Here is a 22,793-nt window from a genome sequence, read left to right on the forward strand (position 1 = left end):
CCGGGGGCGGCCGGCCTGGCGCGGGCGGGGCGGGCACAGCAGGCGCCGCCGACGGAGCTCGCCTTCGGGATGCCGCAGGACGCCGCGGGCACAAGCGTGGCCATGCGTACCCCGGGGGCGGCCGGCCTGGCGCGGGCGGGGCGGGCACAGCAGGCGCCGCCGACGGAGCTCGCCTTCGGGATGCCGCAGGACGCCGCGGGCACAAGCGTGGCCATGCGTACCCCGGGGGCGGCCGGCCTGGCGCGGGCGGGGCGGGCACAGCAGGCGCCGCCGACGGAGCAGGAGGCCTGGGGCTGAAGCGTGGCCGTGCGTACCCCCGGGCAGGTGGCCCGGCCCTCGGCGGTGCGGGCACACGCAGGCGGCTCGAAAGCCCGTCGGGCCGGGTGACGTCTCGCCCGGGGATCGCGCGGACGCGCTGCACGCGGGCCGTGACGGCCGAGCGCGGTCGTGTCCGCCGGCGCGCATCCGGCCGTCCTGCGGCGCCGGACTCCCGGCGGCACCGACGGCACCGACGGCGAGGCCTGCCTGACCGCCGGGACGGCTCCTCAGGCTGGGCGCGCCGGCCTCAGGGGCGCCGGAGTGCGTATGCCCCAGCGGGCGCGCACCCACCCACGTGCGTCTCCCGCCTCTGGTCCGTAACCCCGTCGCACACGCCCCCGCCGGCCGGGAACTGCCGGGACTTGGCACCTCCGGCCGGCCACGCCCCCGCCGGGGGGAATCCCCTCCGGCCGCGTGCCCCAGCAACGCGGCCGACCCGCTGCCGCGTTCCGCCCCCCGCCGTAGACTCGAAGGAGCATGGACCGCTGCTCCCTTCAGGTGAGGAGGCGACGATGCGCGCAACCGTGGGTGACCAGCTTGTCCAGCACGGCAGGGTGGTCGGCCAGTACGACAAGGTCGGCGAGATCGTCGAAGTGCTCGGCCGGAACGGCGACCCGCCGTACCGGGTCCGGTTCGAGGACGGGCACGAGGGCATCTGCTCCCCCGGCCCCGACACCGAGATCCGGCACCGGGAGGTCGTGACCCGGCACTGATCAGGACGGGGGCCCGGCGGGCCGGCCGTAGTGGTCGGCCACCACCCGTGCCATCGCCCCGGCCGGATCCGCCGTCACCTCGCGCGCCGCGAAGAACACGTGCCCCCGCACCTCGGGGTACCGCTTCGCCAGCGTGAGGTGACGGGACAGTTCGGCGGGGTCCTGCCAGGCAGCGGGCTGCGCCGGGTCCCCCGCCTTGTACAACGCCTCCCCCGCGTACAGCCGCGTGCCCGAGCCGCGTACGACGTCGGCCCACCAAGGAACCAGCTTCGCGTAGTCCGCGGCGGCGAAGCCGATGTTCCAGTACAGCTGCGGACAGATGTAGTCGATCCAGTTCTCCCGCGCCCACTTCCGCGTGTCCGCGTGCAGGTCGTCGTACGACTGCACGCCCGCGCGGGTGGCGGAGCCGCGCGGGTCGACGTCGGCGTTGCGCCACACCCCGAAGGGGCTGATGCCGAAGCGGGTGCCGGGGCGGATCGTCCGGATCGCCTCGGCCGTCTCGTGGACCAGCCGGTCGACGTTGTCCCGCCGCCAGGCCGCGCGGTCGGGGAAGTCGGCGCCGTACCGGTCGTACGTGGCGTCGTCGTCGAAGGTCTGCCCGGCCACCGGGTACGGGTAGAAGTAGTCGTCGAAGTGGACCCCGTCGACCGGGTAGCGCCGCACCGCGTCCAGCATGGCCTCCCGCACGAACGCCCGGACCTCGGGAAGCCCCGGGTCGTAGTACAGCTTCCCGCCGTACGGGATCACCCAGCCGGGGTTGCGGCGGGCCGGGTGGGAGGCGGCGAGCCGCGTGGGGTCGGCGTGCAGGGCGACCCGGTACGGGTTGAACCAGGCGTGCAGGTGCAGCCCGCGGGCGTGCGCCTCGGCGACCGCCGTGCCGAGGGGGTCCCAGCCGGGGTCGGCGCCCTGCGTGCCGGTGAGGTACTGCGACCACGGCTCGTGCGGCGACGGCCACAGCGCGTCGGCCGTGGGCCGCACCTGGAGCATCACGGTGTTGAGGCGGGCGCGGACGGCTGCGTCGAGGTGGGCGAGCAGTTCGGCGCGCTGCCGGCCGGCGCTCAGGCCGGGCCGGGACGGCCAGTCCCGGTTGGTGACGGTGGCCACCCACATGCCCCGCATCTCGCCGGTCGCCGCTCCTCCCCGTCCGGGCCCGCCCGCCGTGCCCGTGCCGGGTTCCGGCCGTGGCGCGGCGGACCCCTGCGTCATGGCCGTCAGCGCGGCCAGCGCCGCCGCCGCGAAGCCCCTGCGTGACACCCGCACCCTCGCCCCTGCCTCTCCCCTGACGCCCCTCTGCGGCGACATCCGTCCCGATCGTCCCGGAACCGCCTGGTCAGGGCGGGTCACCCGGCCAGGATGCCCCACCCCCGCGATCGATCATCGATACTTCGGAGTAACGTGCACGAACGGAGCAGGCGCCGGGACCCGGCACCCTGCCACAGCCGTAAGCAGTAGCGAAAGGGACGATGTGACCGACATCGAACGCGTCGGAGTGGTGGGCTGCGGTCAGATGGGCGCGGGTATCGCCGAGGTGTGCGCCCGTTCCGGGCTGGACGTGAAGGTCGCCGAGACCACCGGCGAAGCCCTGGAGATCGGCCGCACCCGGCTGTTCAACTCCCTGTCGAAGGCGGCGGAGCGCGGCAAGATCAGCGACGAGGAGCTGGAGGCCACCCAGGCCCGGCTGACCTTCACCACGGACCTCGGCGAGTTCGCCGACCGTGACCTGGTGATCGAGGCCGTCGTCGAGAACGAGCAGGTGAAGACGGAGATCTTCCAGGTCCTCGACCAGGTCGTGACCCGCCCCGACGCGATCCTGGCGTCGAACACCTCCTCCATCCCGCTGGTGAAGCTGGCCGTCGCCACGTCCCGCCCGGACCACGTCATCGGCATCCACTTCTTCAACCCGGCCCCGGTGCAGAAGCTGGTCGAGCTGATCCCGGCGCTCACCACCTCCGAGGGCACCCTGAGCCGCGCGCAGGTCTTCACCGAGAAGGTGCTGGGCAAGCACGCGATCCGCGCCCAGGACCGCTCCGGCTTCGTCGTCAACGCGCTGCTGATCCCGTACCTGCTGTCCGCCATCCGGATGTTCGAGTCGGGCATCGCCAGCCGCGAGGACATCGACAACGGCATGGAGATGGGCTGCGCCCACCCGATGGGCCCGCTCAAGCTCTCCGACCTGATCGGCCTGGACACGGTCGCCTCGGTCGCGTACTCGATGTACGAGGAGTACAAGGAGCCCCTGTACGCCGCGCCGCCGCTGCTCCAGCGCATGGTCGACGCGGGCCGGCTCGGCCGGAAGACGGGGTCGGGCTTCTACAGCTACGACTGACGGTCCGGACGTCGGCTCATCCGCGGGTCCCTGGCCGGTCGTCCGGCCCGGGGCCCGTCGTGTTCGTGCCGAACGCCCGCCGGCAGTGCGTGAGCAGGGCGCGCAGCGCCGGGGTGCGGGCGGGGCGCCAGACCAGGGCGAGCAGGGCCGGGACGTGCGCGTCGGCGATGACGTGGGCGGTGAGGCGGTCGCGGTAGGCGGCCGCCATCGACTCGCTGAGGACGGCGACGCCCAGGCCGCGGGCGGCGAGGCCGGTGACGCCGCCGGGGTCGCCGCGCTCTACGAGGAGGAAGCGGTGCTGGCCTGTCCGCCCGGCGAGCTGACGGTCGGGCGGGAGGCGATCCGCGCGCTGTGGGAGAAAGTGCTGGCGAACTCCCCCCGGTTCGATCCGGAGCCGCCCCTGCCGACGCTGGTCAGCGGGGACATCGCGCTGACCTCGACGCCGCCGAGGGACGGGGCGGGCGCACGGGCCCAGGTGGTCCGGCGGCAGCCCGACGGGAGCTGGCTGCGGGTGCTGGACCAGCCGGAGTTCGTACGGCCCGCTTCCTAGAGGCGCAGGTGGTGCAGGAGGAGTAAGGCGGCTGCCATGTTCGCCGCCGGGACCTCGCCCCGGGTGATCAGGTCCGGGACGACCTTGAGCGGGACCCACTCGCGGCGGTCCGACTCGAAGGCGTCCACCGGGTCGCCGACGTACTCGCCCTCGTGGGACCAGTAGATGTGGTGGCGGGCGTCGGTGAGGCCGTTGGACGGCTCGACGCTCATCAGATGGTGCAGGGGGCCCGGGCGCCAGCCGGTCTCCTCCTCCAGTTCCCGGGCCGCCGCGGCGGCGACGTCCTCGCCGTCCTCCACCACGCCCGCGGCGAGTTCCCAGCCCCAGCTGTCGGTGATGAAGCGGTGCCGCCACAGCAGCAGGACCTCGTTGGCGTCGTTGACGACCGTGGCCACCGCGACGGGCCTCAGCCGTATGAGGAAGTGGTCGAGGTGTCGGCCGTCCGGGAGTTCGACATCCGCGAGATTGACGCTGAACCAGCGGTTTGAGTACACAGGCTGTTCGTTTTGTTTCGTCCACTGCATGGTTCTGCCGCCTTCCGATGGGTAAGGGGCAATATCGCAGCAGCGGCGGTCGTACAGCAGGCGCACGGAGGGCCGCCCGTGACGCATGGGGCGGCGCGGTGAGGCGCGCGCCGGGCGCGGCGAGGTCATGGCCGCCCCTCGTACGCCGGAGGCGGCCCTCCGCCGTCTACAGCGGCACCCGCAGCGCCCCGTCGATGAGTTGGGCCGCCTCGGCGGTGCCCGCGCACCCGCTGCGGATCAGATGCTCGCGCACCTCACGCAGCCGGTCGCGCAGCCGCTGCGACTCCATGCCGCGCGCCTGCTCGGCCATCTGCACGGCGACGGCCACCGCCCGGTCGGCGTTGCCCTGGCGCAGTTCGACGGTGCACAGCATGGCCAGCCGGTGCACCCGGCCCCGGTCGTGCGCCGGGGTGTCCACGGCCGCCGCCGCGTGCTCCCCCGCCGCCGCCAGCTCGCCGAGGCTCAACAGCGCCTCCGCCACTTGTACGTTGACCAGTCCCGGCTGGACATAGCCGGTCTCGTCCGGCTCATGGCCGCGGTGGATGCGCTCGGCGGACTCCTCGGCCCGCCGGATGCAGGTCAACGCGCCTGCGGCGTCTCCGAGGTGGGCGTACGCCTTCGCCTGCATCGCGTACAGGTCCGAGGCGAGCGCGGGGGTGATCCGGTGCCCCGCGGCGCGCAGCGCGGCCTCGGCGAAGGCGACGGCCTGTCTGAACTCCCGCATGCAGAGGGACTGGTTGACGAGCAGAGCGATGACGTACGCGCCGAGGCCCCGGTCGCCGCTGGCCTTGGCGAGCCGCAGCGCCTGGTGGAAGTAGCGCTGGGCGAGGCCGTGGGCGTCGGAGTCGTAGGCGCAGATGCCGGCGATCGCCACCAGCCCGCCCGTGGCGCGGTGGAGCTGGCGGCCGGTCTCGTCGGTGTAGCTGCCGCGCAGCAGCGGGGCCGCCTCGGCGTTGAGGAAGCCGACGATGCGGGCACGGGTCGCCATGCCGCCGGCCTTGCGGTACATCTGCTCGTAGTGGGCGCGGGCGGCGCGCAGCATCTCCAGGTCGCCGGGGGTGACCCGGTGCGGTCCGCCGCGGGAGACGTCCACGTCCTCCGGCGGGTTCTCCCACTCCCATACGGGGATCACGGCCGGGGTGCCGGTGACGGCGGGGGCGCCGAGGAGGTGCGGGCGGCCCTGCTGGTCGGAGCGCCACAGGGCGGTGGCCCGCTCGACGAACCCGGAGAGCGAACCGGCGTGCGGGACGGCCGGTTCGCCGGGGACGCCCAGGCCGATGTCGTCGAGGGTGACGGGGCGGCGGAGGCGGGCGGCGAGCACCTCGCAGATCAGGTCGGGCACCTGGCCCCGGGGGCGCTGCCCTTTCAGCCACCGGGCCACGGCGGTGTGTTCGTAGCGCAGCGTCAGCCCGCGCGCCCGGCCCGCCTGGTTGACGTGTGCGGCCAGCCCCGCGTGGGAGATGCCGGCCTCGTCGAGGATCGCGTCCAGCAGAGTGTTGGGCTGCATGTCGGGCCCCCCGGTGGCTCGGTGCGGACAGGGTAGTGGCTGCGCGTTCACACGGGGTGTGAACGGAGTGCCCGCATCCGCAGTGTGCACGCGCTGTCGCGGAAAGTGCCCGGCCGGTTGACTGAATTGCCTCGAAAGAGGCCGGCCGGGCCGCCGGCTCCCCCTCGTACAGCGGCGGCCCGTATGTTCGCCGTCCGCCCGGCCGCCTGCCCGACACTCCGTGGCGGGGCGGACGGCCGCCGGCCTCTCACGGTGCGGGCGTTCTCCGTCACCGGTCGGCGGTGGCCGAGCGCGGGACGCTGCTGGTCGGCCGTGAGGGCGGGGAGCAGCGCTCGTTCCTGAGGATCAGCAGGGCCACGTCGTCCTTCGGCGGGCCGACGCTGTGGTCGAGCAGGGCGGTGAGGACCGTCCGCAGGACGGCCTGGGGCGTCTGCGGGCGGTCGCGGGCCGCCTCGGTGAGGACGTCGGGGAGCGGGAAGAAGCGGCCGTCGGCGTCGCGGGCCTCCTCTGCGCCGTCGGTGTGCAGGACGAGGATGTCGCCGGGGAGCAGCCGGCCGCACGCGGTGGCGGGCAGCTCGCCCGGGAGCGGGAACAGGCCGAGCGGCGGGAGGGGATCGGCGCGGGCCAGCGGCTCGGCGCCCGCGCCGGTCAGCCGGTACGGCCAGGGGTGGCCGCAGTTGAGGGCGTGCACCTTGCCGTCCGGGAGGATCTCGAGCAGCAGGACGGTGACGAACTCCTCGGCGGCGGGTGCGGCGTCCTGGACGGGGTGGTCGTCGTGCCCCCGCTCACTCAGATGCCGGTCCATGGCGCGCTCCAGGCGGCGCAGCACCCCGTCGAGGGTCTTCTCGTCGTGGGCGGCCTCGCGGAAGCTGCCGAGGACGGTGGCGCCGGTACGGACGGCGCCGAGGCCATGGCCGCGGACGTCGCCGATGACGGCCCGTACGCCGTGCTCGGTGGCCGTCACCTCGTACAGGTCGCCGCCGATGCGGGCGCCCAGGTCGGCGGAGAGGTGGACGGCGGCGACGGCCAGACCCTCGACGCGCGGCGGCGGGGGCCGTAGCAGCACGCTCTGGGCGGCCTCGGCGATCCGGCGGGCGTGCCGGACCTCGCTGAGCATGCGGCGCCGGATGTGCAGGACGATGCCGGTGCCGACCGCGCACAGCACGGCGCTGCTGACCAGACGCGCGCCGATGGCGTCGTCCCGGGCCAGCGGGCAGGTCATCCGGTAGGCCACCGCGACGGCGCCCCACGCCGTGGGCACCGCGAGGGAGCGCAGTCGTGACAGGAACCGGGGCGGGACGCCGCGGGGAGCCCCAGGGATGAAGCGGATCATGCCGATGGCCCCCCAAATAGGCCCGGACAGCGCAGACCGGCCTCAAGAGGCCGGTCCGATTCTGTCGACCGCGACCCCCGTTCCGGCCGCATCACCCGACTCAGTCACCCGAATGAGTGAGTAACCGGCGGGACGCCGTAGTTCCGCTCACTGACCAGCCCTGACATGCCCGCACCCACCCCCGCATATGCCCGAACCGGAACCCACCCTCCGCCCCTCAGGGGCTCCTCTGTCCCACCTCGCGGCCCCATCGGGGCCGCGAGGTGGCGCGTGCGGGCGCCGGCCCTGTCGCTGCTCCGGCGGAAACGGCGACGGGCCGGCACTCCCCCGACACCGCAGGAGCCGTGCCCCTCGGCGCATGCCGCGCCGCGCGCGTCGGGCAATGCGGCGCCGGCCGCGCTGACCTGGAGGTGACCTCCGGGGACCCCGCCCGCGCCTTCACCGTCCGCCGCGCGCGTCGGGCGGCGTCCACGGCCGCGCTGACCCGGAGGTAACCTCCGGGGACCCCGCCCCCGCCTTCACCGTCGCGGTGCGAAGCTCGCAGCGGCCGCTCCCCGGCCCCACGAGGCGCCGCCCACCGCCGCCTGCGGGCAGTCGTGCCTCCCCCAGTGCCTCAAGGGCCTGGGAGGTGCCCGCAGGGCGATGGGGGTACCTCCCGCTCGAGCGAAGCCGCGAGTGGGGGAGGGCGGGCGCAGGCGGCACCCCCTCAGCCGGTCGCCCGAAGGACGCACGCCCGCGAGCGTCCGGCCCTCGTCGCCCGCCGCCTCGTGGGCCGGGGCCCGACGGCACCGCAGCTCACCGCACCGCGAAGCCGGGCGCCCCCGAGGCCCCGACCTCCTGAACGACCCTCCCCCGCCTGCGCCCGCGGGCTGGACGAAGCGCCTCGGCGGCAGCCCTCGGCGCCGCGCCCACCACATCGTGCACGCGTCTGACGCACCCTGGCCCCTACCACGAGCCCCGTCCCCCGACGCACCACGGGCCGGTCCCAAGGCGTCCTGCCTCGGTACCGGCCCGTGTAGGGAACAGCGTGCGGTGTCAGCCGCGGAGTACCGCGCCTGTGCGGTCCGCCGCCAGGGCGACCGCCGCTTCCCGCGCCGCCGACGCCTCGTCGACCGTCAGGGTGCGGTCGTCCGCGCGGAAGCGCAGGGCGTAGGCCAGGGACTTGCGGCCCTCGCCCAGCTGCTCGGCGTTCTCGTAGACGTCGAACAGGCGGATGGACTCCAGGAGTTCGCCCGCGCCCTCGCGGAGCGCCGCCTCCACGTCCGCGGCGGGCACGTAGGCGTCGACGACGAGCGCGACGTCCTGCGTGGCGACCGGGAAGGTGGAGATGGACGGCGCCTGCGGGACCGTGTTGCCCACCTGCTGCAGAACGTCCAGGTCCAGCTCCATCGCGCAGGCGCGCGCGGGCAGGCCCAACGTCTTCAGGACGCGCGGGTGCAGCTCACCGGCGTGGCCGACGACGCGCTCGGCGCCGTCGACGGTGACGGTCAGCTCGGCGCAGCGACCGGGGTGCCAGGGCCCGTACTGCCCCTTGCGGACGCCCAGTTCGGCGCCGGCCTCGCGGGCGACGGTCCGGGCGGCCTCGACCGCGTCGGCCCAGTCGGCCGGGCGGCCCTTGCCCCACCAGCCCGCCTGCTCGCGGGCGCCGGCCAGGACCACGGCGACGTGCCGCGGCTGGTCCGGCAGCGCGGCGTTCAGCGCGGCGATCTCGTCGGGGCTCGGGCGCCGGTCGACGGGGAGGTTCGCGGCGACCTTGGCGGCGTCGCGCGGCTGGAAGACCAGGCCGGTCTCGAACAGCGCCAGGTCGTGCGAGCCGCGGCCGTCGTTGCGGCGCAGGGCTGCGAGCAGCCCGGGCAGCAGGGAGGTCCGCAGCGCGGGCTCCTCGTCGCTGAGCGGGTTCACCAGCTTGACGACGCGGCGCGCCGGGTCGTCGGCCTCCAGACCGAGCTGGTCGAAGACCTGCTCACTGACGAACGGGTAGTTCGGCGCCTCCACGTACCCGGCGCCGGCGAGCGCCCGGCCGACGCGGCGGTGCAGCCGCTGGCGGCCGGTCAGGCCCCGCCCGGCGGGCGGCCTGGGCAGGGTGGAGGGCAGGTTCTCGTAGCCCTCCAGCCGGATGACCTCCTCGGCGAGGTCGTTCGGGTCGGTGAGGTCGGGCCGCCAGGACGGGGCGGTGACGATCAGCTCGTCCTGCCCGCCCGTCGCCCGACCACCACCCCCCACGGACGCGCTGCGCGCGGCAGCATTTCCGTAGACGTCGCAGCCGACCTCCTGAAGGCGGCGTACGACGGTCTCCCGGCCGTAAGTCACACCGGCGACCTTGTCCGGGTGGTCGACGGCCATGGTGATGGTGTGCGGCGCGCTCGGGGTGATCACCTCGGTGACGCCGGCCTCGGCGGTTCCTCCGGCGAGCAGCACCAGCAGGTCGACGGTGCGCTGCGCGGCGGCGGACGCGGCCTGCGGGTCCACACCGCGCTCGAAGCGGCGGGACGCCTCCGAGGACAGCTTGTGGCGGCGGGCCGTGCGGGCCACCGACACCTGGTCGAAGTGGGCCGCCTCGATGATCACGTCGGTCGTCGCCCCGGCGCCCTCCTCGGAGGGGTCGTGGTCGGCGATCTCGGTGTCGGCGCCGCCCATGACGCCGGCCAGGCCGATCGGACCGCGGTCGTCGGTGATGACGAGGTCCTCGGCGTGCAGCTTCCGCTCGACGCCGTCGAGGGTGACGATCTTCTCGCCCTCCTGCGCGCGGCGCACGCCGATGGCGCCCTGGACCTGGTTGCGGTCGTAGGCGTGCAGCGGCTGGCCGAGCTCCATCATCACGTAGTTGGTGACGTCGACGGCGAGGGAGATCGGGCGCATGCCGACCTTCTGCAGCCGGCGCTGGAGCCAGATCGGGGAGCGCGCCTCGGGGCTGAGGCCGGTCACCGTGCGGGCGGTGAAGCGGTCGCAGCCCATGGGGTCGGAGACCTTCACCGGGTAGCCGAACTCGTTCGGTCCGGGCACGTCGATCAGCGCCGGGTCGCGCAGCGGCAGACCGTAGGCGATGGCGGTCTCGCGGGCGACGCCGCGGATGGACAGGCAGTCGCCGCGGTTGGCGGTGACGGCGATGTCCAGGACCTCGTCGACCAGTTCGAGCAGCTCGATGGCGTCCTTGCCGACCTCGGTCTCCGGCGGCAGCACGATGATGCCGTGGCTGCCGTCGTCGCCCATGCCCAGCTCGTCGCTGGAGCAGATCATGCCGTGCGAGACCTTGCCGTAGGTCTTGCGGGCGCTGATCGAGAAGCCCCCGGGCAGGGTGGCGCCGGGCAGGACCACGACGACCTTGTCGCCGACGGAGAAGTTGCGGGCGCCGCAGACGATCTCCTGGGGCTCGCCGGTGCCGTTGGCCTGGCCGACGTCGACCGTGCAGAAGCGGATCGGCTTCTTGAAGCCCTCCAGCTCCTCGATGGTCAGCACCTGGCCGACGACCAGGGGGCCCTTGAGGTCGGCGCCGAGGTGCTCGACGGTCTCGACCTCGAGGCCGGCCGAAATCAGCTTGGCCTGCACGTCGCGGCCGGTCTCGGTGGCCGGCAGGTCGACGTACTCCCGCAGCCAAGAAAGCGGGACCCGCATCAGATCTCCATCCCGAACGGCCGGGTGAACCGGACGTCACCCTCGACCATGTCTCGCATGTCCTCGACGTTGTGGCGGAACATCAGCATCCGCTCGATGCCGAACCCGAAGGCGAAGCCGCTGTACTTCTCCGGGTCGACGCCGCAGGCGGTGAGCACCCGCGGATTGACCATGCCGCAGCCGCCGAGCTCGATCCAGCCCTCGCTGGAGCAGGTGCGGCAGGGCCGGTCGGGGTTGCCGACGGACGCGCCCTTGCACACGTAGCAGAGCATGTCCATCTCGGCGCTGGGCTCGGTGAACGGGAAGAAGTTCGGCCGCAGCCGGGTCTTCATCTCCTCGCCGAACAGCGACTGGACCATGTGGTCCAGGGTGCCCTTGAGGTCCGCCATGGTCAGGCCCTCGTCGACGGCGAGCAGCTCGACCTGGTGGAAGACGGGGGTGTGCGTGGCGTCCAGCTCGTCGGTGCGGTACACGCGGCCGGGGCAGATCACGTAGACCGGCAGCTCACGGTCGAGCAGGGAGCGGATCTGCACGGGCGAGGTGTGCGTGCGCAGCACGACGCCGGACTCGGTGCCGCCCTCGGGGCCCTGCACGAAGAACGTGTCGGCCTCGCCGCGCGCCGGGTGGTCCGGGCCGATGTTGAGCGCGTCGAAGTTGAACCACTCGGCCTCGACCTCGGGGCCCTCGGCGACCTCGTAGCCCATGGCCACGAAGATGTCCTCGATGCGCTCGGAGAGCGTGGTGAGGGGGTGGCGGGCACCGGCGGGGACGCGGTCGTAGGGCAGCGTGACGTCCACGGACTCCTCGACGAGGACGCGGGCGTCGCGCTCGGCCTCCAGCTCCGCCTGGCGGGCGGCGAGCGCCTTGTTCACGGCGCCGCGCGCCTGGCCGACGCGCTTGCCGGCCTCGGCCTTGGCGTGCGGGGGCAGCGCGCCGATCTCGCGGTTGGCCAGGGCCAGCGGGGACGCGCCGCCGGTGTGGGCGACCTTCGCCTCCTGGAGCGCGTCGAGGGAGTCCGCGGCGGCGAAGGCGGCGAGCGCCTCGTCCCGCATGCGCTCGATCTCTTCCGGTTTCAACGCCTCGACCTCGACAGGGTCGTACGACTTATTCGGTGCCGACATCTCTTCCCGTGCTTCCGTTGGCTGGCTGATGGTCCCCGTCATCGACTCGTGGACGAACGGTCCGGCGCGCGTCTGCTCGGCGTCGCGGCTTCCGTCCTCGGGACGCAAAGGTGCCAAAGGCCGAGTCTAACGGGGTGGGGACAGGCGAAAGCGCCCGTGGGGGCCGCAGGCGTCTCAGGTGAGATACGCGGGGGCCGCCACGGGCAACGTAAATCGGAACTCCGCGCCGCCGCCGGGGGCGCGTCCGACCGTGATGGTGCCGCCGTGGGCCTCGACGATGCCCTTGACGATGTACAGCCCGAGGCCCGTGCCGCCGCGCTTGCTGCCCCGCCAGAAGCGGGTGAAGACGCGGTTCATGGACTCCTCCGGGATGCCGGGCCCCTCGTCGCTCACGGTGACGGACGTGGCCGCTGGTTCGGTGTGCTCGCGCTCGCGCGGGGACGCCGAGGGTGTGATGTCGATGGTGACGGTTCCCTCGCCGTGGCGCACGGCATTTTCCAGCAGGTTGCTCAGCACCTGGTCGATCTTGTCGGGGTCGGCCCACAGCGCGGGCAGCGGGTGCTGCACCCGCAGCAGGAACCGGTCGGCTGGCTGGCCCGCGGCGACGTGCGCCTGGATGTGCCGGCCGACGGCGGCCCCGATGTCGACGGGCTGGCGGCGCACCTCGAGGCGCCCGGAGTCGATGCGGGATATGTCGAGCAGTTCGGCGATGAGCCGGGTGACGCGGTCGGCGTCGGCGTCGACGGTCTCCAGCATCAGCCGCTTCTGGTCGTCGGTGAAGCGTTCCCACTTGGCGAGCAGGGTGGCGGTGAAGCCCTTGACCGAGGTGAGCGGGGAGCGCAGTTCGTGCGCGACGGTCGCGATCAGCTCGGCGTGGCTGCGCTCGGTGCGGCGCCGCGCCTCGGTGTCGCGGAGGGTGACGACGACACGGCGGACGGGCCCGGTGGGGCGGGTGCGGACGTAGCGGGCGGAGACGAGGACCTCACGGCCGCCGGGCAGCAGGAGGTTGCGCTCGGGCTGGCCGACCCGGATGGCGAGGCCGCCGTAGGGGTCGGTGAGCTGCCACCAGCGGCGCCCCTCCAGGTCCTCTAACGGCAGCGCGGTCTCCAGGGACCGGCCGAGGGCCTGCGCGGCGGGGACGGCGGTGATGCGTACGGCGGCGGCGTTGAAGCAGACGACCCGTCCGTGCTCGTCGGCGACGACGAGTCCGTCGGGGAGCTGGTCGGGGTCGATGCCGAGGTCGGCGAGGTCACCGGGCCGGGGCGCGGGCGGGCGCGCCGTGCGCTCTGCTCCCGGTGCGCTGCTCGTGCCGACGCTCATCCCCGTACCCCACCTCTCGGAACGTCCTCGGGGCGCCCCGGTCCCGGGCCCCGGCCGAGAGCTTGGGGAGGTCCCCGAGCTGGTCAGCCTACTAGTTCTCGGTGACGGAGCGGGACCCTCCGGCGGCGCGCTGTGCACGTGCCGACGCGTAGAGACATACGGCGGCGGCGGTGGCGAGGTTCAGACTCTCCGCCTTTCCGTGGATGGGGACGCGGACGACGGCGTCGGCGAGGGCGCGGGTCTCCTCGGGCAGGCCCCAGGCCTCGTTGCCGAAGATCCAGGCGGTGGGGCCGCCCATGGTGCCCTTGTCGAGCTCCTCGTCGAGGTCGCGGTCGCCTGCCCCGTCGGCGGCGAGCAGCCGTACGCCGGCGTCGCGCAGCCCGGTGACGGCGCGTTCGACGGGTACGCCCACGGCGACGGGCAGATGGAAGTGCGAGCCGACGGAGGCGCGGACGGCCTTGGGGTTGTACAGGTCGACGGAGGCGTCGGTGAGGACGACGGCGTCGGCCCCGGCGGCGTCGGCGCAGCGCAGCACCGTGCCGGCGTTCCCGGGGTCGCGGACGTGGGCGAGGACGGCGACGAGGCGGGGACGGGCGGCGAGGATCTCCTCGAACGGCGTGTCCAGGAACCGGCAGACGCCGACGAGGCCCTGCGGGGTGACGGTGGTGGAGATGTCGGCGACGACCTCGTCGGAGGCGAGGTGCACGCGGGCGCCGGCGTCCCGGGCGGCCCCGACGATGTCGGCGTAGCGCTCGGCGGCCTCGGGGGTGGTGAACAGCTCGACGAGGGTGGCGGCGTCCCCGGTGCGGTGCGCGGCGGCCTCACGGACGGCCTGCGGTCCCTCGGCGAGGAACAGGCGCTCCTTCCCCCGGAAGTTCCGCTTGGCGAGCCGCCGCGCGGCACTCACCCGGGCGGACCGAGGAGAAATCAGCTCAGGACCGACGGACACCATTCAAGTCACCTTCAGCAAAGTCGGCCAGGGGCGCGGGGAACTGCGCGACCAGCCACGGCGAACCCGCGGCCGACGACCCGGCCGAGGGCAACGACAGCAACGGGACCCGCAGGCCGAAGCCTGCGGGTCCCGGAGAGAAGAACGTCGGCCAGGGCCGACGACCTCACGCAGCCTTGGGCGCGTTCACGTCCGCCGGCAGCGCCTTCTGCGCGACCTCGACGAGCGCGGCGAAGGCGGTGGCGTCGTTGACAGCCAGCTCGGCCAGGATCTTGCGGTCCACCTCGACGTTGGCGGCCTTCAGACCCTGGATGAAGCGGTTGTACGTGATGCCGTTGGCGCGGGCAGCGGCGTTGATGCGCTGGATCCACAGCTGACGGAAGTCGCCCTTGCGCTTCTTGCGGTCGTTGTAGTTGTAGACCAGCGAGTGGGTGACCTGCTCCTTGGCCTTGCGGTACAGGCGCGAGCGCTGACCGCGGTAGCCGGAGGCCTGCTCGAGGATCGCCCGGCGCTTCTTGTGGGCGTTGACTGCCCGCTTGACGCGTGCCACTTGTTAACTCCTTGTAGCGGGGCCGTGGTGGTCCTCACACGGCCCGGTATCGAATGGGTCCCGGTCTGACGAACGTGCGGCGCTCACGCGCCGGGGCGTCACTTGCCGAGAAGCTTCTTGATCTTCGCGGCGTCGCCCGGGGCCATCTCGGCGTTGCCGGTGAGGCGACGCGTCACACGGGACGACTTGTGCTCGAGCAGGTGGCGCTTGCCGGCGCGCTCGCGGAGCACCTTGCCGGAGCCGGTGATCTTGAAGCGCTTGCTGGCACCGCTGTGCGACTTGTTCTTCGGCATAGCGCCGTTCTCTCCTCGTCGGTGGCGCTCCTGTGCCCGGTCGTGAAACCGGGCACTGTGGAGCGTCGTACTTGTGTCGGGTTGCTTCCTGGGACTCACGCCCCGGGGAGTCACGCCTCGGCCGGCTCCTCGGCCGCCTGGGCGCCGTCCGCGTCCGCGGCGTTCTGCGACTTGCCGGGGTTGGCCTTCGCTTCCGCCTTGCGGGCTTCCTGCGCCTGGCGAGCCTCGGCCATCGCCTCGGTCTTCTTCTTGTGCGGACCGAGGACCATGATCATGTTGCGGCCGTCCTGCTTCGGGTTCGACTCCACGAACCCGAGGTCGGCCACGTCCTCCGCGAGCCGCTGCAGGAGCCGGTAACCGAGCTCCGGCCGGGACTGCTCGCGACCACGGAACATGATCGTGATCTTGACCTTGTCGCCCTGCTTGAGGAACCGGACGACGTGACCCTTCTTGGTGTCGTAGTCGTGCGGGTCGATCTTCGGCCGGAGCTTCATCTCCTTGATGACCGTGTGCGCCTGGTTCTTGCGCGCCTCACGGGCCTTCATGGCCGACTCGTACTTGAACTTCCCGTAGTCCATGAGCTTGCACACGGGCGGACGGGCGTTCGCCGCGACCTCCACGAGGTCGAGGTCGTACTCCTGCGCAAGCTCCAGGGCCTTGGCAAGCGGGACAATCCCGACCTGCTCGCCGCTGGGACCGACAAGTCGCACCTCGGGAACGCGAATCCGGTCGTTGATGCGGGGCTCGGCGCTGATGGATCCTCCTCGGTAGCACCACGCGACGGTCTGGCGGACAGCCGCGTAACGTCTGTGTTCGTTAGACCTAACCGCGCCGAGACACGAAAAATGCCCCGGACGATCACAGGCGGGGCTCCTCGAACTACCGGAGCACCGCCACGGAGACCGCGGGGCGCGCTTTCGGGCCGATCGCCGACTCGGGGACGGGATCTGCCTGACCGGTGACCCGCCGCCCTGAGGGCGGCCAGGTGGGAGTTCGAAAGCCTCCACTTGTGGGCCGGGCTCGCGTGCCGTGAGACATACGGGTCCGACCGGTCGTTACACAAGGTTAGCAGCTCCCGGAGACGGGCACCAACCGGCCGTCCGCCCGGCTCCTGGCGTCGGGAGCGCTCCGGGCTGCGCCTATCGTGTGGGGCATGAGTGAGACCTCCCCCTCGGACACCCCCGAGACCCCCGGCAACCCCGACTTCGACGCCATGGCCCGCGACATCGCGGAGGTCCCGGCGGTCGAGGTGATCGTGACGGTCGCCGTCAACCTGATGAGCGCCGCCGCCGTGAAGCTCGGTCTGACCGAGGAGGGCGACCAGCACAAGGACCTGGACGAGGCCCGCAAGCTGGTGCACGCGCTGGCCGGTCTGCTGGACGCCTCGGCGACCGAGATCAGCTCGTTCCACGCGGCGCCGCTGCGGGACGGCCTGAAGTCGCTGCAGCTCGCCTTCCGCGAGGCCTCCCTGGTCCCGGACGAGCCGGGCAAGGGGCCGGGCGAGAAGTACACGGGCGCGGTCTACGGCTGACGGCTCGTCCTCGTCACCGACGTACGTACAGGGGCTCGCCGGGTGGCGTCGCCTCGGCCGGCAGGACTGCCAGGTCGAGGCCGCGCACCAGGCGGGCCCTCAGCGTCTCGTCGGCGGCGATCCGCTGCGCCACGGCGCGGGCGGCCTCGGCGACCGGCGCGGACGGGTCGAAGATCAGGGCGAGGGTGCCGTCGGCCTGCCCGGGCCCGAGGTGGGCGCGGACCACGGAGGGCTCGGCGGCGACGGCGTTCCGTACGGCCTCGACGACGGCGGGGTCCTTCAGCGGGTCGGTGCTGGTGCGGCCCTCGGCGAGGGCCAGCAGCGTGGGCCCGGTCAGTTCGAACGGCACCGGGCCCGCCAGGTCGAGGACGACCGTGTCCGCCTTCTCGTGCGCGGCGGCCTGGAGCGCCTGGTGCAGCGGTACGGCGACGGGGCGGGCCGCCGGGTCCCAGCGGGTGAGGGCGTCGGTGGAGGTGAAGGCGGGCAGCGCCTTGCGGCCTCCGGCCTTCAGGGTCGGTACGGCCATGTCGCTGGTCTTCTCGCGGCGCAGCCCGCCCACCCGTCGCCCGCCGCCACCCTTCCAGGGAGCTTCGCGCCCCTCTTCTTCGCCCTCCTCCACCTCGCCCAGCACGGCCACCACGGGGACGAGCAGCCGGGCGTCCTTGAGGGCCTCCAGGACCGGGCCGACGGCGTTGCCGTCCTCCGCCCAGGCGGCGAGCGCGGCGCTCAGCCGGGGGTCGGCGGAGCCGTCGTCGTCACGGAAGGGGGAGTCGGGAATGTTCTTGTTCGCCACGGTCACCGACCTTAGCGGCCGTGACCGGGACGCCCGGACGCGGGCGGGAGGGAGCGTGAGGTGACGGACGGGCCGAGGGTGTCGGCGGCGGCATTGGATCTGGCGAGCGGGGAGACGTACGCCTCGGGCGAGGGGGTCTTCGTCACGGCGAGCGTGGTGAAGGTGGACATCCTGACCGCGCTGCTGCTGACCGCGCGGGACGCGGGCCGCGGACTCACCGCCGCCGAGCGGGCGTACGCGGAGGCGATGATCGTACGCAGCGACAACGACGCGGCGACGGCGCTGTGGCGGGTGGTGGGGCGTGCGGCGGGCCTGGACGCGGCGAACGCCCGCCTGGGTTTGACCCGTACCGCGGCCGACGCGCGCTGGGGGCTGACCCGCACGACGGCCGCGGACCGGGTGAGGCTGCTGCGGCGGGTCTTCGCGCCGGGGGACGCGTGGGCGCACGTACGGGAGTTGATGGAGCGGGTCGTGCCGGAACAGGCGTGGGGCGTGCCGTCCCTGGCCGACCGGGGCACGCGGTGGGCCGTGAAGAACGGCTGGCTGCCACGGGACGCGACGGGCCTGTGGGTGGTGAACAGCACGGGGTGCGTGACGGTGGGCGGGCGCGTGTACGCGGTGGCGGTGCTGTCGGACGGCCACGCGTCGATGACGGAGGGGGTGGCCCGGGTGGAGCACGCGGCGAGGGAGGCGGTGCGGCGCGCTTTCAAGGGCCGCGGCGGAAGCACCCCTTAGGGGCGCGGGGAACTGCGCGACCGGCCACCGACGTCCCCGCACCCGGCGTTGGCGGGATGCCGCTGCGCCCACCCGTGCCGCCCCAAGCGGTGCACTGTCAGCGGGCCGTAGCGGAAGCACCCCTCAGGGGCGCGGGGAACTGCGCGACCAGCCATAAACCACCCGCACCCGCCAACGCGGCGCCAACACCCCTCACGGCACGGCGACCTGAACCAATGGGCGCCAGGCGCAATCAGAACGCGTCGGTCTCGCGGCGGCCCCGCCACAGAACGACCGCCGCGACCAGAAGAACACCGCCGGCCCCGCCGGCCAGCGGCGCCGCCCAGTCCGCGGTGTCGTCGCCGGGTGCGTCGGCGGCCGGCCCCGGGCCGAAGTACTCGTCGCCGTACGCCGCCGCCCTCAGCCCCTCCGGCTTCAGACGGCCCGCGGCCTCGATCGCTGCGGCCGGGTCGATGAAGCCGTAGCCGCGGGAGTCGTCGCGTCCGGAGGCGGGCGCGTTGCGGGCGGTGTCCTCCAGGAGCCGCTTGATCTGGGCCGGGGTCAGGTCCCGGTGGGCGGCCTTCAGCAGGGCGACGGCGCCGGAGACGAACGCGGCGGCGGCGCTGGTGCCCCAGCCCTCGTAGTACCTGTGGTCGGGGTCGGCGATGATCACGTCGACGCCGGGCGCGCTGACCGTGGCGTACCAGCGGCGGGTGGAGAACGGGGCGCGGGTGCCGTAGCGGTCGACGGCGGTGGCGGCGATGACGCCCGGGTAGGCCGCCGGGTAGGAGATCCGGTCGCCCTTCTCGCCGCCGTTGCCGGCGGAGGCGACGACGACCACGCCCTTGCGCAGCGCGTACTGGATCGCCTCGTCCTCGCCCTCCTCCGGGTGCGCGGAGGCGGAGTCGTCGCCGAGGGAGAGGTTGATGACGTCGGCGCCGTGGTCGGCGGCCCAGCGGATGCCTTCGGCGAGGGCGCTGCCGCGGGTGCTGCGGGCCTTGGCGCGGGCCGGGTCCTTGTCCTCGAGGATGACGCGGACGGGGAGGATCTTCGCCTCGGGGGCGACGCCCAGGACGCCGTCGCCGTTGCCCGGGCCGTGTCCGTGACCGGCGATGATGCCGGCCATGGCGGTGCCGTGGCGGGCCCAGGCCTCGTCGCCCTCGCGTGCGCCGAAGCCGACGAGGTCCTTGCCCTCCAGGACGTTGCCGTCGAGGTCGGGGTGGTCGGCCTCGACGCCGGTGTCCAGGACGGCGACGGTGATGCCCGCGCCGCGCGTGGTGGGCCAGACCTGGTCGGCGTGCAGGGCGTCCAGGGCCCACTGCCGGTCGCGGATGGTGTCGGCGTGCGCGGTGGTCGCGGGGACCAGGACGAGGGCCGCGGCGAGCAGGCCGCCGAGGGCGGCGGCTGGGCGCTTCCTCATGAGGGACGCTCCGTGGGGGTGCCGGCCCGCTGGCGCAGGGCGCGTTCGAAGCGGTCGGCGAGACCGCGGGCCTCGTGGCCCAGGCCCGCCTGGGCGGGGGCGGAGGTGGCGCCCGGCTGCATGGCGTCCTCGGCGGGCTGCGGCTCGTCGACGGGACGGCCGTCGGCCCAGCCGGAGACGGCGTAGACCACGACGGGGGCGTCGGTGAGCACGGAGATCGCCCAGGAGGCCCGCTGCTCGGAGCCGAAGCCCTCGGCCGCGGTGCCCTTGGCCCCGTACGGCATCGGCATCAGGTCGCTGCGGCGGTCCAAGCGCTCCCGGTCGAAGCGGCGGGCGAGGGCCTCCATGCCGGGCGCGTCCGCCTCGGTGAACAGCAGGCCGACGGTGGTGACATGGCTCTGCGTGGCGTCGGTGTAGGTGGCGCGCAGCAGGCGCTCGCAGCCGACGGGGGCGAGGGCGCGGCTGAGCAGGGCGTCGAAGGCGCCCTTGCAGCCGCTGTCGGGGGCGACGGCGATCCGCGTCCAGACGCGGTCGGCCTCCCCGGGGCCGGCGCCCCGGCCCTGCACGGTGGGCGGGAACAGCTGGTCGACGGGCACCTCGTGCCACAGGTCGCCGGCGACCGCGAAAGCGTGGCGGGTGCCGGGGCCCTCGGGGCCGTCGGCGAGCCAGGCGCCGGTGACGGCCCCGCCGATCAGTCCGGTGCCGAGGACGAGACAGACGGCCGCGGCGACGACCTGGCCGCGGGTGCGGCGGGCGAACGGGCGGGGCCGGCTGTCGGGTTCCCCGAACGTCACGGCGGGCCGCCCCGCACCGGGCACGCCGCCCGGGGACATGGGCGCGCTCCAGGACAACGCGGGGTCCGGCTCGGCGGGGACGGGGCGGAGCCGGGTGGTCGTCTCGGAGCGGGTCTCGGCAGGGGCCTCCGTACGGGGCCGGTGCGCGGGGCTCGGCGGCACGGAGGGGCGGGCGGTGCGCTGGGCGCGGACATGCCGCGACCGCTGTCGGACGTCACGACACGCCCCCGCCGACGGTGGGCGCGCGTCGGGGAAGCGGGCGGAGGCCTCGCGGCGGGCGCGGTGCGGTCGGGGTGCCGTCGCCGTCCGGGGGACGGGGGGTGCGGCGGGGCGAGGGGTGTGACCTTGCGGTCGGGCGCGTCGCCGGGGGCGGTGGGTGGGTCGGCGGAGGCCGCACCGGTGCGACGCGCGTCGGACGGGGCGGCGTGGTCGGGTGGCGGCGGTGCCCGCACCGCGCGTCCCCGACGCGGCAGACGTCGCCGGGCGGGACGTCGGATCGGCGGGAACCCCGCCACGGGAATCGCCGTCGCGCCGAGCGTCGGGCGCAGGACGCTGGGCGCCCACCGTGCCGTTGCCGCTCGGGCGGTACGCCCCCTCCTCCGCACCCGCACCGCGCGTCCCCGACGCGGCAGACGTCGCCGGGCGGGGCGTCGGATCGGCGGGAGCCGCACCACGCTGGGCGGCGACTGTGCCGGACGGCCGTTCCGTGCGGGGCGCGCCCGTGTCGTCGGACGCACGGGGCGCCGTCGTACCCGCGTCCCGCGTGCCGGACGGCTCCCGTTCGTCGGACGCCGGGCGCCGGGCCGCCACCCGGTCCGTGTCCTCGGGGGCGGGCTGTTCCAGCGGGGTGCGGGGGTCGAACGGTCCCGGGTTGCCTGCGGTGCGGGGGGCGTGGGGCGGGCGCGGGGGGAGGGAGGCGCGGCGCGCTTCCGTGCTCATGCACCCCCCGTTTCCTCGTGCCCGGGCCGGTCCCTGTCGTCCGCGGCCGGTGTGTCGCTGCCAGATGGCCCGGCGCGGACGCGTCCCGGGCACAGATACCCGCACGACCGGCGCGTCACCCGCCCGGGCGTCCGGGCCGGCCCCGTACCGCCGTGCGTGCGCGTCACTCTACGGCGTGCGGCGCGCCGAACGGGAACCAGTCCACAGGCCCGCGGCATCTGCCCGGAACGTCCCCCTACCCTGCGGTAATCCGGTCTGGCAGGCTGCGTTCATGACTGCGCGCGCCACCGACCGGGCCCGTTACGACCGGGCCACCGCCCAGCTCGACGCCCCCGTCGCGATCGTGGATCTGGACGCCTTCGACGCCAACGCGGACGATCTGGTCCGCCGTGCCGGGGGCAAGCCGATCCGGGTCGCCAGCAAGTCCGTGCGCTGCCGGGCGCTGCTCGAACGCGTCCTGGCCCGCGAGGGTTTCACGGGGATCATGTCGTTCACGCTCGCCGAGTCGCTGTGGCTGGCGCGCTCCGGTTTCGACGACGTCCTTCTCGCCTACCCGTCCGCCGACCGCGCCGGGTACGCCGAACTCGCCGCCGATCCCAAGCTCGCCGCCGCCGTCACCGTGATGGTGGACGATCCGGCGCAGCTGGATCTGATCGACTCGGCGCGGGCCGGCGGCACCGAAGTGGTGCGGGTGTGCCTGGAGTTGGACACCGCGCTGAAGCTGCTCGGCGGCCGGGTGCGGATCGGCGCCCGCCGCTCCCCGCTGCACTCCCCCGCCCAGGTCGCCGAGGTGGCCCGCGCGGTGGCCCGCCGGCCGGGGTTCAGGGTCGTCGGGATCATGGCGTACGAGGGGCATGTGGCCGGGGTGGGCGACGCGGTGGCCGGTCGGCCGCTGCGGTCCCGCGCGGTGCGGCTGATGCAGGCGGCCGCGCGCCGTGAACTCGCCGAGCGGCGGGGCGCGGTGGTGCGGGCGGTCCGGGAGGTCGTGCCGGACCTGGAGTTCGTCAACGGCGGCGGCACGGGCAGTGTGCAGCACACGGCGGCCGAGGACGCGGTGACCGAGATCGCGGCCGGTTCGGGGCTGTACGTGCCGCGGCTGTTCGACAACTACACGTCGTTCAGGGGGCGTCCGGCCGCTCTGTTCGCCCTGCCGGTGGTGCGGCGGCCCGGGGTCGGCGTGGTGACGGTGCTGGGCGGCGGCTACCCGGCGTCCGGGGCGCCCGGCGCGGACCGGCTGCCGGTGCCGTATCTGCCGGAGGGGCTGCGCTACGACCCGCAGGAGGGCGCGGGCGAGGTGCAGACGCCGCTGCTGGGGCCGGTCGCGGACGATCTGCTGATCGGCGACAAGGTGTGGTTCCGGCACGCCAAAGCGGGCGAGCTGTGCGAGCGGTTCGACACGCTGCACCTGGTGGAGGGGGACGCGGTCACGGCGACCGTGCCGACGTACCGGGGTGAGGGGCAGACCTTCCTGTAACCCCCACGTCTG

22 protein-coding genes are annotated in these 22,793 nt (G+C 74.2%); 7 read left to right on the forward strand and 15 right to left on the reverse strand.

From position 1 onward, the window contains the following. The first annotated feature begins 102 nt into the window (after positions 1 to 102). On the forward strand, positions 103 to 297 hold the full coding sequence (locus AY578_RS05795; RefSeq protein WP_258902143.1) for a hypothetical protein: 195 nt from the start codon (positions 103 to 105) through the stop codon (positions 295 to 297). Between the two features lie 533 nt (positions 298 to 830). Further along, complete coding sequence (locus AY578_RS05800) at positions 831 to 1,031, forward strand: DUF1918 domain-containing protein (RefSeq protein ID WP_019526165.1); 201 nt, start codon at positions 831 to 833, stop codon at positions 1,029 to 1,031. On the opposite strand, the gene AY578_RS05805 is transcribed toward AY578_RS05800, so the two are convergent. Beyond that, positions 1,032 to 2,285: a glycoside hydrolase family 10-like protein gene (locus AY578_RS05805; RefSeq protein ID WP_026244016.1), complete on the reverse strand. Its 1,254-nt coding sequence runs from the start codon at positions 2,283 to 2,285 to the stop codon at positions 1,032 to 1,034. It abuts the gene before it with no gap. A gap of 211 nt (positions 2,286 to 2,496) precedes the next feature. Between AY578_RS05805 and AY578_RS05810 the strand changes: the two genes are divergently transcribed. After that, positions 2,497 to 3,357, forward strand: a complete 861-nt coding sequence (locus AY578_RS05810; RefSeq protein ID WP_019526167.1) for a 3-hydroxybutyryl-CoA dehydrogenase — start codon at positions 2,497 to 2,499, stop codon at positions 3,355 to 3,357. A 16-nt stretch (positions 3,358 to 3,373) separates the two neighbouring features. On the opposite strand, the gene AY578_RS05815 is transcribed toward AY578_RS05810, so the two are convergent. Then, positions 3,374 to 3,565, reverse strand: coding sequence for a hypothetical protein (locus AY578_RS05815; RefSeq protein ID WP_420341333.1), 192 nt, complete (start codon positions 3,563 to 3,565; stop codon positions 3,374 to 3,376). Between AY578_RS05815 and AY578_RS05820 the strand changes: the two genes are divergently transcribed. Beyond that, positions 3,512 to 3,907, forward strand: coding sequence for a YybH family protein (locus tag AY578_RS05820; RefSeq protein ID WP_337590529.1), 396 nt, complete (start codon positions 3,512 to 3,514; stop codon positions 3,905 to 3,907). The two genes, AY578_RS05815 and AY578_RS05820, sit on opposite strands and share 54 nt — an antisense overlap. Here the strand turns inward: AY578_RS05820 and AY578_RS05825 are convergent. The 10 genes from AY578_RS05825 to infC form a co-directional block, all read right to left on the reverse strand. Then, entirely contained in the window at positions 3,904 to 4,431 is a 528-nt protein-coding gene (locus tag AY578_RS05825; RefSeq protein ID WP_078504636.1) for an NUDIX domain-containing protein, read from the reverse strand. The genes AY578_RS05820 and AY578_RS05825 overlap by 4 nt on opposite strands. Positions 4,432 to 4,597: 166 nt before the next feature. Next, positions 4,598 to 5,938, reverse strand: a complete 1,341-nt coding sequence (locus tag AY578_RS05830) for an NsdA family TPR-like regulatory protein (protein WP_258902144.1) — start codon at positions 5,936 to 5,938, stop codon at positions 4,598 to 4,600. A gap of 268 nt (positions 5,939 to 6,206) precedes the next feature. Beyond that, positions 6,207 to 7,271 carry a PP2C family protein-serine/threonine phosphatase gene (locus AY578_RS05835; RefSeq protein WP_251144056.1) on the reverse strand — a complete coding sequence of 355 codons (1,065 nt, stop codon included), beginning with the start codon at positions 7,269 to 7,271 and terminating at the stop codon, positions 6,207 to 6,209. A 1,035-nt stretch (positions 7,272 to 8,306) separates the two neighbouring features. Continuing rightward, entirely contained in the window at positions 8,307 to 10,883 is a 2,577-nt protein-coding gene (gene pheT, locus AY578_RS05840; RefSeq protein ID WP_019526173.1) for a phenylalanine--tRNA ligase subunit beta, read from the reverse strand. Continuing rightward, on the reverse strand, positions 10,883 to 12,004 hold the full coding sequence (gene pheS, locus AY578_RS05845; RefSeq protein ID WP_019526174.1) for a phenylalanine--tRNA ligase subunit alpha: 1,122 nt from the start codon (positions 12,002 to 12,004) through the stop codon (positions 10,883 to 10,885). Before pheS ends, pheT begins: the two co-directional genes overlap by 1 nt. A 174-nt stretch (positions 12,005 to 12,178) precedes the next feature. Then, positions 12,179 to 13,324, reverse strand: a complete 1,146-nt coding sequence (locus tag AY578_RS05850; RefSeq protein WP_136237661.1) for a sensor histidine kinase — start codon at positions 13,322 to 13,324, stop codon at positions 12,179 to 12,181. 91 nt (positions 13,325 to 13,415) lie between these two features. Continuing rightward, positions 13,416 to 14,276, reverse strand: coding sequence for a TrmH family RNA methyltransferase (locus tag AY578_RS05855; RefSeq protein ID WP_026244017.1), 861 nt, complete (start codon positions 14,274 to 14,276; stop codon positions 13,416 to 13,418). A 163-nt stretch (positions 14,277 to 14,439) separates the two neighbouring features. Beyond that, a complete protein-coding gene (gene rplT, locus AY578_RS05860) occupies positions 14,440 to 14,823 on the reverse strand; it encodes a 50S ribosomal protein L20 (protein ID WP_004933571.1) in 384 nt (127 codons plus the stop codon). A 98-nt stretch (positions 14,824 to 14,921) separates the two neighbouring features. Further along, positions 14,922 to 15,116 (reverse strand): 50S ribosomal protein L35, encoded by a 195-nt coding sequence (rpmI, locus tag AY578_RS05865; RefSeq protein WP_003977225.1) that lies wholly within the window; start codon positions 15,114 to 15,116, stop codon positions 14,922 to 14,924. A 110-nt stretch (positions 15,117 to 15,226) separates the two neighbouring features. Continuing rightward, a complete protein-coding gene (gene infC, locus AY578_RS05870; protein ID WP_078504639.1) occupies positions 15,227 to 15,871 on the reverse strand; it encodes a translation initiation factor IF-3 in 645 nt (214 codons plus the stop codon). Positions 15,872 to 16,269: 398 nt separating this feature from the next. Between infC and AY578_RS05875 the strand changes: the two genes are divergently transcribed. Beyond that, positions 16,270 to 16,647 carry a DUF1844 domain-containing protein gene (locus AY578_RS05875; protein ID WP_019526178.1) on the forward strand — a complete coding sequence of 126 codons (378 nt, stop codon included), beginning with the start codon at positions 16,270 to 16,272 and terminating at the stop codon, positions 16,645 to 16,647. A 13-nt stretch (positions 16,648 to 16,660) separates the two neighbouring features. On the opposite strand, the gene AY578_RS05880 is transcribed toward AY578_RS05875, so the two are convergent. After that, positions 16,661 to 17,440 (reverse strand): SseB family protein, encoded by a 780-nt coding sequence (locus AY578_RS05880; RefSeq protein ID WP_137210126.1) that lies wholly within the window; start codon positions 17,438 to 17,440, stop codon positions 16,661 to 16,663. Positions 17,441 to 17,500: 60 nt separating this feature from the next. Here AY578_RS05880 and AY578_RS05885 point away from each other — a divergent pair, with 60 nt between their 5' ends. Continuing rightward, the gene (locus tag AY578_RS05885) at positions 17,501 to 18,175 is read left to right on the forward strand and encodes a serine hydrolase (RefSeq protein WP_258902145.1); all 675 of its coding nucleotides are present in this window, start codon (positions 17,501 to 17,503) and stop codon (positions 18,173 to 18,175) included. Between the two features lie 232 nt (positions 18,176 to 18,407). Here the strand turns inward: AY578_RS05885 and mycP are convergent, their stop codons facing one another. Both mycP and AY578_RS05895 read right to left on the reverse strand, forming a co-directional pair. Continuing rightward, positions 18,408 to 19,574: a type VII secretion-associated serine protease mycosin gene (mycP, locus tag AY578_RS05890; protein WP_019526181.1), complete on the reverse strand. Its 1,167-nt coding sequence runs from the start codon at positions 19,572 to 19,574 to the stop codon at positions 18,408 to 18,410. Further along, the gene (locus tag AY578_RS05895) at positions 19,571 to 20,368 is read right to left on the reverse strand and encodes a hypothetical protein (protein WP_026244018.1); all 798 of its coding nucleotides are present in this window, start codon (positions 20,366 to 20,368) and stop codon (positions 19,571 to 19,573) included. The genes mycP and AY578_RS05895 overlap by 4 nt, the downstream gene beginning before the upstream one ends. Positions 20,369 to 21,578: 1,210 nt before the next feature. On the opposite strand from AY578_RS05895, the gene AY578_RS05900 reads away from it, so the two are divergent. After that, on the forward strand, positions 21,579 to 22,781 hold the full coding sequence (locus AY578_RS05900; protein ID WP_136237664.1) for an amino acid deaminase/aldolase: 1,203 nt from the start codon (positions 21,579 to 21,581) through the stop codon (positions 22,779 to 22,781). The last annotated feature ends 12 nt before the right edge of the window (positions 22,782 to 22,793 follow it).

The organism is Streptomyces thermocarboxydus, from assembly GCF_024760485.1.
Classification (GTDB): domain Bacteria; phylum Actinomycetota; class Actinomycetes; order Streptomycetales; family Streptomycetaceae; genus Streptomyces; species Streptomyces cellulosae.